Consider the following 16,139-nt stretch of genomic DNA (forward strand, 5'->3'; position numbering starts at 1 on the left):
CCCCGTGAACGTCTCCACCCACACGCGCTCAGCCCGTAACACCCCAGCCATACAGAGAAGATGCCCAGCTCAGAGCCTTGTGCAACACCCTTTAGAATCGTGTCGATGCGTTGATCTCCCGGGCGGCGGCCCCGCGCCGCCGCGGACGGTACCGGCGGCCCCCGGCAGGCGGGCCGCCGGCAGCCATGCCCGGCCACCACTCCGCGGAGATCACCGATGCCCCCTCAGCTCCCGCTCACCTACGCGGCGTTCACCGAACTCGCGCTCGCCGACCCGGCCGTCGTCGGTCTCGTCCTCAAGGGCTCACAGGCCCATGAGGGCATGACCACGGCGTACTCCGACCACGACCTGTACGTCGTCCTCGCCGACGGCGCGGCGACGGACCTCACCCGCTTCACGGGCCACCGCACCCCCGGACTGGACCTCGTCGTCGTCACCCTGACCGCGTTCCGCGCGGCCGGGATGCCCGGCTTCGAGCGGTACGCCCTCGCCCGCGCACGCGTCGTGCTCGACCGGCTCGACGGGGGCATCGCCCGCATCGTCGCCGCCAAGGCGCGCCTCGGCGCCGGCGAGGCGTTCCGCGACTCCGGCCGATGGCTGGACGCCTACGCCAACTCCCTCTACCGGTCGGTGAAGAACGACCGGGACGGCCACGGCCTCGCCGCCCGCCTCGACGCCGCCGAGAGCATCGGCTTCCTGCTGGAACTGCTCTTCGCCCTCGACCGCCGCCCCCGTCCGTACCACAAGTACCTGGAGTGGGAGCTCGCCCGGTACCCCCTTCCCGGCTGGGACTCCGCCGCGCTGCTGGCCGCGGTCGACACCGTCGCGCGCACCGGCGACGTGCCCACGCAGCGCCGCCTGTTCGCCCGCGTCGAGCCGGCGGCCCGGCGCGCCGGGCACGGCGCGGTGCTGGACGCGTGGGGAGAGGACCTCTTGCTGATGCGACCGCGGTGACTTACGTGGGCCAGTCGTACCCGAGGGCGAAGTCGACGACGACGGCGAAGGTCAGGTACATGAGCCAGCAGGCGGTCAGGATGCGGAACAGCCCCATCGCCCGCTCGGCGACGGGAACGCCGACGGACATGACGAGTTTGGCGGCGTAGACGAGGAACAGGCCGATGAAGACGATCCCGACGGGCCAGTCCTTCACGGCGAAGAACACCGTCGCGCCCAGGGCCGACAGCACCATGTAGGCCACCGAGACCCCGGCGTTCACGCGGGGGTCGTTGCCCCGGTAGCGGTCCCAGCCCAGGGCGAACCAGTGGATGCCGTACGCGGAGAAGGCGAGCGCCGCCATGTAGAGGGTCGGCGCCTTGAAGACCTCGAACCAGGTGAGGCCGACGAAGAGGATCGCGCCGGCCAGCAACTGGCAGAAGCCCGGGAGCCAGATGCCCCAGGTGCCCAGCGCGCGGTCCACGCGCTCGTCGCGTCGGGGCCAGCCGAACAACTCCTGCGGGCCCCAGATCAGGTAACCGGTGCCCAGGCCGAAGAAGCCGAGGGCGAGCGGCGGATACGCCGAAACGGGAAATATGACATCCATAAGTCGCTCATTCCCGACACATGGTAAATAATGCCCCCTTACCGGACATCGAAGGAAGGCGCAGGCCGCCCGTGAACGTGCCGACCCATCCGGGCCTCGACGGCGGCCCGGTGTACCTGGACTACAACGCCACGACACCGGTCGACCCGCGGGTCGCGGCGGCGGCGCGGCCCTGGCTGGAGCGCTGGTTCGGCAATCCGTCCAGCGGACATGCGGCCGCTGAGCGGCCGAGGGCGGCCCTCGCCCGCGCCCGCGAGCAGGTCGCCGCACTGATCGGGGCCGGAGCCGACGAGATCGTGCTCACCGGCTCCGGTTCCGAGGCGGACACCCTCGCGCTGCGCGGCGCCGTGCTGGCGGCCCCGGCCGGCCGGTCACGGGTGATCACCCAGGTCACCGAGCACCCGGCCGTGCTGGAGACCTGCCGCGCGCTGGAGCGGCTGCACGGTGCCGAGGTCGTCCGTCTGCCGGTGGACGGCGAGGGGCTGGTGGACCCCGCCCGCCTGGCCGCCGTACTCGACGAGCGGACCGCCGTGGTCTCCGTCATGGCCGCCAACAACGAGACGGGCACCCTCCAGCCCGTCGCCGAGCTGGCCCGGCTGGCCCGCGCGCACGGCGCGCTCTTCCACTGCGACGCCGCCCAGGCGGCAGGCAAGGTCCCACTGGACGTGCGGGAGCTCGGCGTGGACCTGCTGACCGTCGTGGGCCACAAGATGTACGCCCCGAAGGGCGTCGCGGCCCTGTACGTACGGCGGGGGGTCGGCCTGGAGCCCCTGGTCCACGGCGGCGGCCAAGAGGGCGGGCTCCGGGCGGGGACCGAGAACGTCGCCTTCGCCGTCGCCCTGGGGACCGCCGCGGAGCTGGCCGCCGCGGAACTCGCCGGCGGCGGCGTACGGCGCACCGCGGCGCTGCGCGACCGGCTGCACGACGGCCTCGCCGAGGCGCTTCCCGGGCGGATCCGCCTCAACGGCTCCGCCCGGCACCGCCTGCACGGCACCCTCAACGTCAGCATCGACGGCACCGCCGCCCACGAGCTGCTCGCCGCGGTGCCGCTGGTCGCCGCCTCCACCGGCTCGGCCTGCCACAGCGGCGCCCGCACCCCCTCCCCCGTACTGCGGGCCATGGGCCTGGACGACACCCGCGCCCTGGCCGCCGTACGCCTGTCGGTCGGCCGCTGGACGAACCCGGCCGACATCGACCGGGCCACCGCCCTGCTCACCACCGCGGTCCGCGACGCCGCAGCACCGTCCCGCACCTGACACCTGCCTGGCCCGGACTTGCGAGCGGCCTCCCGGCCGGTAGCGTCGGGAGGACGCAGGGCCACCGCACGGAGGAGCAGGCGGATGGGCTGGAAACGGTTGATCGAGGCCTGGCCGGTGTACCGGCAGCTCACCGGGGCCGACTGGCTGGGCCGCGGCAAGGCGGTCCAGTCGAAGCGGTCGACCGGTCTGCGGCCCCGCACGGAGGAGGCCGACCGGGTGGTCCACTCGGTCTGCCCGTTCTGTGCCGTGGGCTGCGCGCAGCGTGTCTACGTGCACGACGAGAAGGTCGTCCAGATCGAGGGCAACCCGGACAGCCCGGTCTCACGCGGCCGCCTGTGCCCCAAGGGTTCCTCCAGCAAGCAGCTGGTCACCGGGCCGCACCGGGAGCAGAAGGTGCGCTACCGGGCTCCGTACGCCGCGGAGTGGCAGGACCTGGACCTGGAGACGGCCATGGACATGGTGGCCGACCGGGTGCTCGACGCACGGCGCCGCGGCTGGCAGGACGCGGACGAGCAAGGCAACCCGCTCCGGCGCACGATGGGCTTCGCGAGCCTGGGCGGCGCCGCTCTGGACAACGAGGAGAACTACCTCATCAAGAAGTTGTTCACCGCCCTCGGTGCCCTGCAGATCGAGAATCAGGCGCGTATTTGACACTCCGCCACCGTTCCCGGTCTGGGAACCTCGCTCGGACGTGGCGGCGCCACGGACTACCCGGAGAACCTCACGAGGTCCGACTGCATCGTCATCATGGGCTCGAACATGGCCGAGGCCCATCCGGTCGCGTTCCAGTGGGTCACCGAGGCCAAGACCCTCGGTGCGAAGGTGATCCACATCGACCCGCGGTTCACCCGGACCAGCGCCCATGCCGACCAGCACGTGCGGATCAGGGTGGGTACCGACATCGCCTTCCTCGGCGGCGTCGTCAACCACATCCTCTCCAACGACCTGCACTTCGAGGAGTACGTGCGGGCGTACACCAACGCCACGTTCCTGGTGAGCGAGGACTTCCGGGACACCGAGGACCTGGACGGCCTGTTCAGCGGCTACGACCCGGCGACCGCCAAGTACGACAGCACCAGCTGGGCGTACGAGTGCGAGGACGAGGGCGACGGGAGGCAGGGCAGCACACTCATCTCCGCGACCCCCGCGCAGTCGGCCGGCGGGCACGAGGCGCCGCCCGGTGCGGCCGGCCGGATCGCGACGGACCCCACCATGGAGCATCCGCGCTGCGTGCTCCAGGTGCTCAAGCGGCACTTCTCCCGGTACACGCCGGAGATGGTCGAGCGGGTCTGCGGCATCACCCAGCGGCAGTTCCTGGACGTCTGCCGCGCCTGGACGGAGAACTCCAACCGAGAGCGCACCACCGCGCTCGTCTACAGCGTGGGCTGGACGCAGCACTCCGTCGGCGCCCAGTACATCCGGGCCGGTTCCATCGTCCAGTTGCTGCTCGGCAACCTGGGGCGGCCCGGTGGCGGGATCTACGCCCTGCGGGGCCACGCCAGCATCCAGGGCTCCACGGACATCCCGACGCTGTACAACCTGCTGCCCGGCTACCTGCCGATGCCCAACGTCACGCACACGAGCCTGACCAGGTTCATCGACGACGTGCGCCATGTCATGCGCAAGGGTTACTGGGGGAACGCCGACGCCTACATGATCTCCTTGCTGAAGGAGTACTGGGGCGACGCGGCGACCGCCGAGAACGACTACTGCTACGACTACCTGCCGCGCATCAACGACGACCACGGCACCTACCGCACCGCCATGGACATGATCGCCGGCACCGTCTACGGCTTCTTCCTGGTCGGGCAGAACCCCGCGGTGGGTTCCGCGCACGGGCGGCTCCAGCGGCTCGGCATCGCCAACCTGGAGTGGCTGGTCGTCCGCGACCTGGCGATGATCGAGAGCGCGACCGTCTGGAAGGACGCGCCGGAGATCGAGACGGGCGAGATCTCCACCGGGACCTGCAAGACCGAGGTCTTCTTCTTCCCCGCCTCCTCGCACGTGGAGAAGTCCGGCACCTTCACCCAGACGCAGCGCATGGTGCAGTGGCGTGACCAGGCCGTCGAACCGATCGGCGACCGCCGCTCCGACCTGTGGTTCTTCTACCACCTCGGCCGGCTCGTCCGCGAGAAGCTGGAGGGCTCGCGGGACGAGCGCGACCGGCCCGTCCTCGACCTGGCCTGGGACTACGCCATGGAGGAGGGGGACGAGCCCTCCGCGGCGGACGTCCTGCGCCACATCAACGGCATCGACCTGCGCACCGGACGTACCGTGAGCGGCTACGGGGACCTCAAGGCGGACGGCTCCACCGCGTGCGGCTGCTGGATCTACAGCGGCGTCTACGCCGACGAGACCAACCACGCACGGCGCCGCGGCTCACGTTTCGAGCACCCGGCCGCGGAAGGCCAGTGGGGCTTCGTGTGGCCGCTGAACCGGCGGGTCCTGTACAACAGGGCGTCCGCCGATCCGGACGGCCGGCCGTGGAGCGAGCGCAAGGCCCTCGTGTGGTGGGACGAGGAACGCGGTGTGTGGACCGGGGACGACATCCCCGACTTCCAGGTGGACAAGCCGCCGCACTTCCGGCCGCCGCCGGGCGCGACCGGTCCCGACGCGCTGGCCGGGGACGACGCGTTCATCATGATGGGCGACGGAAAGGCGGCGCTGTTCTCGCCGACCGGGCTGGTCGACGGCCCCCTGCCGACGCATTACGAGCCGGAGGAGTCCCCGGTGCGCAACGCGCTCTACGGCCAGCAGTCCAACCCCGCCCGGATGGTCTACGCACGGCCCGACAACCCCTACAACCCCTCGCCGCCGGAAGCGCACAGCGATGTGTTCCCCTTCGTGTTCACCGCCTCCCGGCTCACCGAGCACCACACCGCGGGGGCGATGAGCCGCCAGTTGCCCTACCTCGCGGAACTCCAGCCCGGGCTGACCGTGGAGGTCTCCCCCGAACTCGCCGCCGAGCGGGGGCTGCACCACATGGGCTGGGCTCATGTGGTCACGAGCCGCACCGCGGTGGAGGCCAGGGTGGTGGTCACCGACCGGCTGGCCCCGCTGAGCCTGGAGGGCCGCAGGGTGCACCAGATCTGGATGCCGTACCACTGGGGCGGCACCGGGCTCACCACTGGCGACGTGGTCAACGACCTGATCGGCGTGGTCGCGGACGCCAACGTGCTGATCCAGGAGAGCAAGGTGCTCACCTGCGACATCCGTCCCGGAAGGCGCCCCCGCGGTCCCGAACTCCTGGCGTACGTCGAGGAGTACCGGCGCCGCGCCGGGATCACCACGCAGACCGGTGCCCACAGGATCACACCCGACGGCCGTCGCCGGGCGCCGGACGAAACGCACGGGCCGGAGGACCCCTCATGAGCGAGCACCGGAACAGCTTCTTCGGCCCCCTGGCGGACCCGGCCGCGGACGCCGGCCATCCCGAGGACCATCCGCCCAGGGTGGGCTTCTTCACCGACACCTCCGTCTGCATCGGCTGCAAGGCGTGCGAGGTCGCCTGCAAGGAGTGGAACGGCGTGCCCGCCGACGGCATCGACCTGCTGGGCATGTCCTACGACAACACCGGCTCGCTCGGTGCCAGCACCTGGCGGCACGTCGCCTTCATCGAGCAGGAACGGCAACTGGGCACCCAGGACTCCGGCCTGGTCGGTCTGCCGACGGGACCGTCCGGTACGGAGACGACGGCCGAGGTGGCCGCCGAGGCCATCCGCAAGGGCCACCGGGCCGGCGGTGAACTGGGCACAGAGCCGGTGGACCTGGGCTTCCCCAGCTTCGATCTGCCCGGCGCCGCCGGCGGCGCCGAGACCCGTACGGACTTCCGCTGGCTGATGTCCTCGGACGTGTGCAAGCACTGCACCCACGCCGGCTGCCTCGACGTGTGCCCCACCGGCGCCCTCTTCCGCACCGAGTTCGCCACCGTCGTGGTCCAGCCGGACATCTGCAACGGCTGCGGCTACTGCGTCTCCGCCTGCCCCTACGGCGTCATCGACCGGCGCCCCGACGACGGCCGGGCCTGGAAGTGCACCCTGTGCTACGACCGGCTCAAGGGCGGTCTGGAGCCGGCCTGCGCCAAGGCGTGCCCGACCGACTCCATCCAGTTCGGCGTGCTGGACGAGCTGCGGGAGCGGGCGGACCGCCGCCTGGAGCAGCTCCACGAGGCGGGTGTGACCGAGGCTCAGCTCTACGGCCGCGACCCCGATGACGGGGTCGGCGGCGACGGCGCCTTCTTCCTGCTCCTCGACGAGCCGGAGGTCTATGGACTGCCACCGGACCCGGTCGTCACCACCCGGGACCTGCCCTCCATGTGGAAGCACGCGGCCGTCGCCGCCGGGGCCATGCTGGCCGCCTCCGCCGCCGTCTTCGTCAAGGGACGGTCGCGGTGAAGGGCCGCAAGGGCGGCAGGGCGGTCGGAGGCGGCGGGGGCGAGGAGCCGATGGTCCCCCGCGCGGACTTCCGTTCGTACTACGGACGCCCGGTGCTCAAGCCGCCGGTCTGGGAGTGGATGGTGCCCGCGTACCTCCTCACCGGCGGACTCTCGGCGGGTGCCGCCCTGCTGGCCGCGGGCGCCGACCTGACCGGTCGGCCGAATCTGTGCCGGTCCTGCCGCATCGGCGGCTTCGGGGCACTGCTGGCCAGCAGCTACCTCCTGATCGGGGACCTCGGTCGGCCGCTGCGCTTCCACCACATGATGCGGGTGGCGAAGCCCAGCTCGCCGATGTCGGTGGGCACCTGGATCCTGCTCTCCTACGGGCCGGGCAGCTCCCTGGCCGCGATGGTCGAACTCCTGCCCAGGTCCTGGCGCACCCGGGGCACTCTCGGAACCGGCCTGCGGTGGGCGGCGCGTCTGAGCGGCATCTCCGCGGCCGCGATCGCCCCGGCTCTCGCCTCGTACACGGCCGTCCTGCTTTCCCAGACCGCGGTACCGGCCTGGCACGAGGCCCACCGGGAACTGCCGTTCGTCTTCACCGGCTCCGCCGCCGCCAGCGGTGCGGGCCTGGCGATGATCTGCGCGCCGGTCGCCGAGGCGGCACCGGCCCGCCGGCTGGCCGTCGTCGGAGCCGCGATCGAGATCGCGGCGGCCCACCTCATCGACCGCAAGCCGCAGTTCGAGACCTCGACGTTCACCCATGGCAGCGCGCACATGATGCGCAGGGCCTCGGAGTACCTGACCATCGCCGGCGCGGCCGCCGCGCTCACCTACGCGCGGCGCAGCCGGACCGTCGCCGCGCTCGGCGGCCTGGCCCTGCTCGCGGGCAGCGCGTTCCAGCGCTTCGGAACCTTCGAAGCGGGGGTCGAGTCCACGAAGGACCCCGCCTACGTGGTCAAGCCGCAGCGCGAGCGGCTCGACGCCAGGGCCGAAGGCCGCCACCCGCAGGGGAGCGACAGCGGCTGACACGACCCGGGCGCCTCCGCGGTGCAACCGCGAGCGGCGCCGCTGAGCTGAGGCGCGCGGGCCGCGCACGGGCCCTCGCCGGGGGCGGCATCCCGGATCCGGACACCGCGGTGGCCCGCGTGGCTGCTCGGCCTCGGGCGGGGCCCACGGCCGCCGAGGCCGACGGGACCGGCGCTCCCGGTGTCGCGGACGGGCCCCTCCGCACAACAGGAACCGGTGTGGCGCGGGCACCCCTGGCCGCGGTCCCCGTAATCTGATGGGGTTTCAGTGGGGCCAGAGCGAAGGTGCACCAGATGGACCGCGAGCACGCCTCCACCGCGCCGCCCGACGAGCGGCGCCGACTGCCGCGCACCGACGCGCTGTTGGCGGACCCCCGGCTCGTCTCGGCGGCGGAGCGGCTGGGACGGGGTCTGGTGAAGGACGTGGTCGCGCGGGTGCAGGAGCGGGCGCGGGCGGGCGAGGTGCCCGTCGCCGACGTCGCCGAGCACGCCGTGGCCGCACTGCCGGCCACCGCAGCCGGGCTCCGGCCGGTCCTCAACGCCACCGGGGTGCTGCTGCACACCAACCTCGGCCGGGCCCCGCTGTCGGCCGCGGCCCGCGAGGCCGTCATGGCCGCGGCCGGGACCACGGACGTGGAACTGGACCTGACCACCGGCGGGCGCTCCCGGCGGGGGCGGTCCGCGCTGGAGGCGCTGCTCCGGTACGTGCCGGAGGCGGAGGCCGCCCATGTGGTCAACAACGGCGCGGCAGCGCTCGCGCTGGCCGCCACCGCGCTCGCCCAGGGCCGGGAGATCGTCGTCAGCCGCGGCGAACTCGTGGAGATCGGCGACGGCTTCCGCCTGCCCGACCTGCTGGTCTCCACCGGCGCCCGGCTGCGGGAGGTCGGCACCACCAACCGCACCACGCCGGCGGACTACGCGGCGGCCGTCGGACCGGACACCGGCTTCGTGCTCAAGGTGCACCCGTCCAACTTCCGCGTCACAGGCTTCACGCGCGAGGCCGGGGTCGCCGAACTGGCCCGGCTCGGCGTGCCCGTGGTCGCCGACATCGGCTCCGGCCTCCTCGCGCCGGAGCCGGCGCTGCCCGAGGAGCCCGACGCCGCGACCTGGCTGCGCGCGGGGGCGTCCCTCGTCACCGCGAGCGGCGACAAGCTGCTCGGCGGCCCGCAGTGCGGGCTGCTGCTCGGCCGCGCCGGCCTGGTCGAGCGGATGGCCCGTCACCCGCTGGCCCGCGCGCTGCGGGTGGACAAGCTGACCCTCGCCGCGCTGGAGGCGACGGTCCGCGGACCCGCCACCCCGACCCGTACGGCGCTGCACGCCGACCCCGCGCGGCTGCGGGAGCGCGCCGAACGGCTGGCGGAGCAGCTGCGTGCGCAGGGCGTCGACAGCAGGGCGGTCGGCACGCGGGCGGTGGTCGGCGGCGGAGGGGCGCCTGGGGTCACCCTGCCCAGCGCCGCCGTGTCCCTGCCCGCCGCCTACGCGGCCCGGCTGCGGCAGGCCGACCCCGCCGTGCTGGCCCGGGTCGAGGACGGCAGGTGCCTGCTGGACCTGCGGGCGCTGCCGGAGGACGCCGACGGGGCGCTGGCGGCTGTCGTGCGCCGCGCCGGCCCCGGGCCGGACGGGGAGTCGTGAGGATGCGCGTCGTCGCCACAGCGGGCCATGTCGACCACGGCAAGTCCGCGCTGCTGCGGGCCCTGACCGGGATGGAGCCCGACCGCTGGGCGGAGGAGCGGCGCCGCGGCATGACCCTGGACCTGGGGTTCGTGTGGACGCGGCTGCCGGACGCCGGGGACATCGCCTTCGTGGACGTGCCCGGGCACGAGCGCCTGGTGGGCAACATGCTGGCCGGGGTCGGGCCGGTGCCGGCCGTCGTCTTCGTCGTGGCCGCCGACCAGGGGTGGCAGCCGCAGTCGGAGGAGCACCTGGCCGTGCTGGACGCCCTGGGGGTGCGGCACGGTGTCCTCGCCGTCTCCCGCTGCGACCTCGCGGACCCCGGCCCGGCACGGGAGCAGGCCCTGGCCCGGATCGCGGAGTCCTCGCTCGGCGACGTGGACTGCGTGGCCGTGAGCAGCGTGACCGGCCAGGGCCTCGACGCGTTGCGGGCGGCGCTCGCCCGGCTGGCCCAGGCACTGCCCGCCCCCGACCGTACCGCCGACGTCCGGCTGTGGGTCGACCGGGCGTTCACGGTACGGGGGCGGGGCACCGTGGTCACGGGCACGCTCGGGGCGGGCACCGTGCGGGTCGGCGACCACCTCCACCTGGCGCGGAGCGGAAAGCCCGTACGGGTGCGCGGACTTGAGTCCCTCAAGGAGCCGCGGGAGGAGGTCGGGGCGGTCGCGCGGGTCGCGGTCAACATCACCGGTCCCGGGTCCGCCGACGTGCGCCGGGGCGACGCGCTGCTGACCCCGGACCGCTGGCTGACGACCGATCAGGCGGACGTGTCGCTGTGCGGCGACTCCGCCCGTGAACTGCCCCGTGAGCTGACCCTGCACGCGGGGTCCGCGGCGGTCCCGGTGACGGTCCGTCCGCTGGGCGACGACACGGCACGCCTGCGGTTGGCCGCGCCCCTGCCGCTGCGCGTCGCCGACGTCGCGCTGCTGCGCGATCCGGGGCGGCATCGCGTGGCCGCGGGGATCACCGTCCTCGACGTTCGGCCGCCCCGCCTGACCCGCCGGGGAGCGGCGGCTGCGCGGGCGGCCGACCTGCGGAGCGCGTCCGGGCCCGCCGACGGGGCGGCGGAACTGCGCCGCCGGGGGCTGGTGCGCCGCCAGGAACTCCTGGCCATGGGCGTGCTCCCGCCGTCCGGCCCCGTGGCCGGGGACTGGCTCGCGGACCCGGCCCACTGGGCGGACCTGCGCGCGCGGCTGCGCCGGGCCGTCGACGACCACGCGGAGCGCCATCCCCTGGAACCGGGCATGCCGCTGGAGGCGGCCCGTCAGGTGCTCGGGCTGCCGGACCGCTCCCTGGTCGAGGCGCTGCTGACGTCCGAGCCCGGGCTGCGCCACAGTGACGGGCGACTGTACGGCGGCCGGGGCCGCCCCGCGCTCCCGCCCCCCGTGGCCGCGGCCGTGGACGCGGTCCGCGCCGATCTGGCCCGTACGCCGTTCCGCGCCCCGGAGGCCGACCGGCTGGCGGACCTCGGGCTGACGCCGAAACTGCTGGCCGCCGCCGAGGCGGCGGGCGCGCTGCTGCGGATCGGCGAGGGCATCGTGCTGCTGCCGGGCGCGGACGCGCGGGCGGCGGACGTCCTGGCGCGGCTGGAGCAGCCGTTCACCGCGAGCGAGGCGCGCCGCGCCCTCGACACCACGCGGCGGGTCGCGATCCCGCTGCTGGAACACCTGGACCGGCACGGCCGCACGGTGCGGCTCGAAGGGGCGCTTCGGCGCTGCCGCGGGGCGGGCCCGACGCCGGACGAGGACGGGGCGGACGCGGGATGAGCCCTCCGGGTGCGACGTGCCGGCGGAGACGGACGGGAATCGAACCCGCCTGCCCGAGTTGCTCGGACACCTCGGTTTTGAAGACCGGGAGGGCCACCAGGCACCTGTACGTCTCCCTGCGGCGCCGTTCCGGCCACGCGCCCATCGAACCCGCGGCCCCCGGGCCTGTCAACGCGCCACACGGCGCACCCTCCCACGAAAGGAACGACGCACCATGACGGAAACCGACGTCCGCCGGACCGGCGTGCGGCTGACCCAGTACGCCCACGGCGGCGGCTGCGCCTGCAAGATCCCGCCCGGCGAGCTGGAGGAGATCGTGGCCGGGCTGGCCTCCCGGGCGGGGACGGACAGCGGCACCGCGGCCGGCCTGCTCGTGGGGCTCGACAGCGGCGACGACGCCGCAGTCGTCCGGCTGCCGAACGGTCCCGGCGCGCCCGCGGTGGTCGCCACCGCGGACTTCTTCACGCCCGTCGTCGACGACCCCTACGACTGGGGCCGCATCGCCGCCGCCAACGCGCTGTCCGACGTCTACGCGATGGGCGGCACGCCCCTCGTGGCCGTCAACCTCCTGTGCTGGCCGCGCGAGGTGCTGCCCTTCGACCTCGCCGCGGAAGTGCTCCGCGGCGGTGCGGACGTCGCCGCGCAGGCGGGCTGCCTCGTGGCCGGCGGCCACAGCGTCGACGACCCGGAACCCAAGTACGGCATGGCGGTGACCGGCACCGCCGACCCGTCCCGTCTGCTGCGCAACGACGCCGGGCGGCCCGGTATGCCGCTGTCGCTCACCAAGCCGCTGGGGCTGGGCGTGCTCAACAACCGCCACAAGGCGACCGGGGAGGTCTTCCCGCAGGCGGTGGAGACGATGGCGGCGCTCAACCGGGACGCGGCTCAGGCCGCGCTGGCGGCGGGCGCGGTCTGCGCGACCGACGTCACCGGCTTCGGCCTCCTCGGGCACCTGTACAAACTCGCCCGGGCCTCCGGTGTGACGGCGGTGCTCGACCCCTCCGCCGTCCCCTTCCTCGACGGCGCGTGGGAAGCGGCCCGTGCCGGCCACATCAGCGGCGGCACGCGCCGCAACCTCGACTGGGTCGCCGCCCACACCGACTTCGGCATCACCGACGAACTCACCTGCCTCCTCCTCGCCGACGCACAGACCTCCGGCGGACTCCTGGTCGCCGGCGAAGTACCGGGCGCCCCGGTCGTCGGCGAACTGACACCGGCCGGCCCGAACCGCCTGATCGTCCGCTGACCCCGGGTCAGGGGGTCAGCGGTCGAGCACCCGGTAGCTGAGGGCGGGGAAGGCGAAGCCCGCCGTGTGGAGGCTGCCGAGGACGAAGACGGTGTCGCCGCTGCTGCCGGGGATGCCGGGACGGCAGCCGGGGTTGTAGTAGACGGCGATGTCGGTGCCGGACAGGTTCTGCGCGGAGAGCGCGGGACGCGGCAGTGCCTGGCAGGCGGTGCTGCCGAGGTCCGCGGTCATCGCGGATCCGCTCCTGCCGGCACCGGTGTAGAAGACGGCGTCCGGGGAGGTCGCCGCGCCGGCGGGCTGCACGGAACCGGCGAAGGCCAGCAGTGCCGTACCGAAGAGGCCCGCGGCGAGACCGGCGAGCGGGCGTGTCCTGGAACTGGTCATGCGATCCGCCTTGTGTCCGTGGGGGGTGGGCTCTCACAACGACGTGTGACACTGCTGTCGCACCGTCACAACATCGCCGATTATTGCCCGTTCAACCATGCGGACGACAGATCAGATCAAGCCGTCCGGACGGGGACGCCGCGGCGTCAGCGGATCCGGACGCCCGCGCGGAAGACCGCGTGCACGTCGCGGAGGGCGTCGAGATCGAGCAGTGGATCGCCGGCGACCGCCAGGAAGTCGGCGTCGGCTCCGGCCTGGATCCGGCCCTTCCTGCCCTCGACCCCGCACGCCGCGGCGGCCTCACTGGTGATGGCCTTCAGCGACTCCAGGGGCGTCATGCCGAGTTCCACGAGTTCGCAGGCGCTGTACGGCAGCACGTCATGCGGTTTGTGCGGCGCCACGCCGCCGCCGGAGGTGACGACCACGCGCGCCCCCAGCCGCACCAGGGAACCCGACGCCGCCCGGATGCCGTCGGCGCGCAGCGCGAGACCGTCGAAACCGGTCCTGACGGGCTCGCCCCGCCGGCCCAGGGGCAGGCCGACGAAGGTGCCGCTGCCCGCGATGCGGGCCATCAGTTCCAGGTCGCGGGTGACGCCCCACTCCTCCCAGAAGCTCACGTACCCCAGGATGTCCACGCCCGCGGCCAGCGCGTCCCGTATGGAGGTCGTCGCGTGAGCGTGCGCCGCGACGGGCAGGCCGAGGCGGTGCGCCTCCTCGACGACGGTGCGCAGTTCGGTCACCGAGAACTGCGGGAGATGGGCCGGCGAGCCGTACGTCATGGCCCCGCCGCTGGCGAGGATCCCCACCACGGCGCAGCCGCGGGCGTGCCGCTCCCGCACGGCCTCGATCAGGGCGGCCTCGCCGGAGACGGCTCCGCCGAGGAAGTGGCACTGACCGCCGGGCGTGGTGATCGGCGGCCCGGACGCCAGGATCTCGGGGCCGAGGTGCGGTTCCCGCAGGGTCTCGTCCGCGAGCGTCAGGGACAGGAAGTTCCGGTCGCCCAGGTCCCGGGCGGTCGTGATGCCGGCGAGCAGCGCCTCGTGGGCCGCCGCGCGCATACGCGTCAGCACCTGGTCGTCGTCCTCGGCCACGAGCGAGGCGACCGGGTGCGTACTCGCGTCGAACGACAGGTGGAGGCCGGACTCCACGAGCCCCGGCAGGAGGCAGATGCCGGCGCCCAGGTCGATCACATGGGTGTCCCGCGGTACCGAGCCGGTGCGGTCCACGGCGACGATCCGGCCGCGCCGGACGTGCACCGTCACGGGGCCGGACACGGAGAAGCCGTCGAACATCGCCTCGGCCCGCACGGCGTGGGAGTCCGGCAGGACCTGGTGACGCGGCACCCGGCCGCTTCCCTTCGGCCGGGACCTGCCTCTTACGTCTCCTCGCACCACCATGTCGCGCTCCCTACCGCAGGGCACATCCGTGCCCCGCCCCCGTTGACACTGCCGCCGCCCGCGGGGACCTGTGGCGCCCGCGGACATGAGGCCCGCGCCGCCGACCTGGACGCCCGGGGCCATGCTCCGGGCGTTCCGGCTCCGGCCGCGCGCCCTCGGTCGTCCCCGGCCGGCCGGTTCTCCACCGTCGGCCAGTGAGACGAGGTCCAACCCTATACACGCTTCAGTGACACTCAAAGTGCGGAACGCAAGGCACACACCTTCACTCGTTCTGCACACCGTGTGCGGCCGGCGGAGGCGTTCCCAGGAATGGCGGGGCCGGGACGGCAGCCTTCACAGCGCCATGGCGGCAGGTGAAAGCCGCTGTTCAGCGCCCGAGAAGTGCGTGTACACCGAGAGTTCCCCGCGGACGTGACAGGGCGGCCGCGGCGCCCGGTCCGCCGGGACCACGTTGTACGATCACATGACGACAACAGCACTCCGGCAGTGTGTTCACCTACGACAGGGGGAGGACCGCAGGGGCGACCACGTTCACCGCACCGGGACGCGCGGGACGGTCAGGTGGCGGCGCGGTACAGGCCGCGGCCGGCGCGTTGCGCGCGGGACGCGCCGACCAGCCGGTCGAGGGTGCTGCGCACGGCGTTGATGCTGCCCGCGTTGGCGTCCCGGCCGAGGGCGGCGGCGACGTCGCGCGCGCGGACCTCGGCGCCGTCGGTGGTGGCCAGGTACTCCAGGATCTGCTCGGTGAGCCTGCCGTAGCCCGGCTGCGCGGTCGCGTGGGCGTCGTCGTCGCCCTCCGTGCCCGGTTCGCCGGGTTCCGCCTCGGGCGCGACCTTGACCGCCTCGGCGGCGGACTTCGGCGTGAGGTCGGTGTAGCGGCCGACGAGGGACGACGGGGCGGCGGACCTGGGGCGCCCGATCGTGGCGGTGTCGGGGACGGCCGACGGCATGAGCTTGCGGAGGGCGTCCAGTGCCTTGTGCACGGAGCAGAGGTGTGCCGCGACGGCCGCCAACTCGCGTTCGAGTCCCTGCTTCTGGGCCTCGAGCCGCTCCGCCTCGTCCCTGAGGGCCGCTGCCGTGGCCTCAATGTCCCGGGGGGTGTGCGTCATTGAGTCCAGGTGTCCTCTCGTCCTCAACCGGTCGGCAGCTTCCAATATGGCACGTTCCGGCGTTCCTGATATCCATCGTGGCGGGTAAAGCCGCAACGGATGAACACCCGCACACCGGATGACAGATTAGTACGCCGAAGTGTGAGGTGATCACAACAGATCGTCCCGGATCCCTTACTCGAGAAATCGTTACCATCGGCTCGATGTGACGCATCTCGCAAGCGTGCCCGCGGTGCGACGGGACACCGACATCGCAGGTGGGCCGCCCGCGCGAAGGGCGGGTCGGCACCGCGCCCCGGCCCTCCCCGCCATCCCGGCGCACCGCATTGCGCCGGTGTCCCCGGACCCGGCCGATCCGCTTCCT

At 73.6% G+C, this 16,139-nt stretch carries 12 protein-coding genes and 1 tRNA gene; 8 read left to right on the forward strand and 5 right to left on the reverse strand.

Features of this window, described 5'->3' with window-relative positions:
* The first annotated feature begins 216 nt into the window (after positions 1–216).
* Positions 217–954: a hypothetical protein gene (locus tag ACIP9H_RS36450; protein WP_401963301.1), complete on the forward strand. Its 738-nt coding sequence runs from the start codon at positions 217–219 to the stop codon at positions 952–954.
* 1 nt (position 955) lies between these two features.
* On the opposite strand, the gene ACIP9H_RS36455 is transcribed toward ACIP9H_RS36450, so the two are convergent.
* Positions 956–1,540, reverse strand: a complete 585-nt coding sequence (locus ACIP9H_RS36455; protein WP_401583602.1) for a hypothetical protein — start codon at positions 1,538–1,540, stop codon at positions 956–958.
* A gap of 71 nt (positions 1,541–1,611) precedes the next feature.
* Here ACIP9H_RS36455 and ACIP9H_RS36460 point away from each other — a divergent pair, with 71 nt between their 5' ends.
* From ACIP9H_RS36460 to selB, 6 genes are all read left to right on the forward strand, one after another.
* Entirely contained in the window at positions 1,612–2,796 is a 1,185-nt protein-coding gene (locus ACIP9H_RS36460; protein ID WP_401963304.1) for a cysteine desulfurase family protein, read from the forward strand.
* A gap of 84 nt (positions 2,797–2,880) precedes the next feature.
* Complete coding sequence (gene fdh / locus ACIP9H_RS36465; protein WP_401963306.1) at positions 2,881–6,171, forward strand: formate dehydrogenase; 3,291 nt, start codon at positions 2,881–2,883, stop codon at positions 6,169–6,171.
* A complete protein-coding gene (locus ACIP9H_RS36470; RefSeq protein ID WP_401583606.1) occupies positions 6,168–7,193 on the forward strand; it encodes a 4Fe-4S dicluster domain-containing protein in 1,026 nt (341 codons plus the stop codon). Before fdh ends, ACIP9H_RS36470 begins: the two co-directional genes overlap by 4 nt.
* A complete protein-coding gene (nrfD, locus tag ACIP9H_RS36475) occupies positions 7,190–8,203 on the forward strand; it encodes an NrfD/PsrC family molybdoenzyme membrane anchor subunit (protein ID WP_401583608.1) in 1,014 nt (337 codons plus the stop codon). The genes ACIP9H_RS36470 and nrfD overlap by 4 nt, the downstream gene beginning before the upstream one ends.
* A 293-nt stretch (positions 8,204–8,496) precedes the next feature.
* Positions 8,497–9,834, forward strand: a complete 1,338-nt coding sequence (selA, locus tag ACIP9H_RS36480) for an L-seryl-tRNA(Sec) selenium transferase (RefSeq protein WP_401583610.1) — start codon at positions 8,497–8,499, stop codon at positions 9,832–9,834.
* A 2-nt stretch (positions 9,835–9,836) separates the two neighbouring features.
* Positions 9,837–11,639, forward strand: coding sequence for a selenocysteine-specific translation elongation factor (gene selB / locus ACIP9H_RS36485; protein ID WP_401583611.1), 1,803 nt, complete (start codon positions 9,837–9,839; stop codon positions 11,637–11,639).
* A gap of 23 nt (positions 11,640–11,662) precedes the next feature.
* Here selB and ACIP9H_RS36490 read toward each other — a convergent pair.
* Positions 11,663–11,755, reverse strand: a tRNA-Sec gene (locus ACIP9H_RS36490).
* Positions 11,756–11,853: 98 nt separating this feature from the next.
* Here ACIP9H_RS36490 and selD point away from each other — a divergent pair.
* Positions 11,854–12,885, forward strand: coding sequence for a selenide, water dikinase SelD (selD, locus tag ACIP9H_RS36495; protein WP_401583613.1), 1,032 nt, complete (start codon positions 11,854–11,856; stop codon positions 12,883–12,885).
* Between the two features lie 15 nt (positions 12,886–12,900).
* Here the strand turns inward: selD and ACIP9H_RS36500 are convergent, their stop codons facing one another.
* From ACIP9H_RS36500 to ACIP9H_RS36510, 3 genes are all read right to left on the reverse strand, one after another.
* Positions 12,901–13,269, reverse strand: a complete 369-nt coding sequence (locus tag ACIP9H_RS36500) for a hypothetical protein (RefSeq protein ID WP_401583615.1) — start codon at positions 13,267–13,269, stop codon at positions 12,901–12,903.
* Between the two features lie 146 nt (positions 13,270–13,415).
* Complete coding sequence (locus ACIP9H_RS36505; RefSeq protein ID WP_401583616.1) at positions 13,416–14,612, reverse strand: amidohydrolase family protein; 1,197 nt, start codon at positions 14,610–14,612, stop codon at positions 13,416–13,418.
* Positions 14,613–15,223: 611 nt separating this feature from the next.
* Positions 15,224–15,784 (reverse strand): hypothetical protein, encoded by a 561-nt coding sequence (locus ACIP9H_RS36510; protein WP_401583828.1) that lies wholly within the window; start codon positions 15,782–15,784, stop codon positions 15,224–15,226.
* Positions 15,785–16,139 lie beyond the last annotated feature (355 nt).

Origin of the sequence: Streptomyces sp. NPDC088732 (genome assembly GCF_044751205.1) — a bacterium.
Lineage (GTDB): Bacteria > Actinomycetota > Actinomycetes > Streptomycetales > Streptomycetaceae > Actinacidiphila.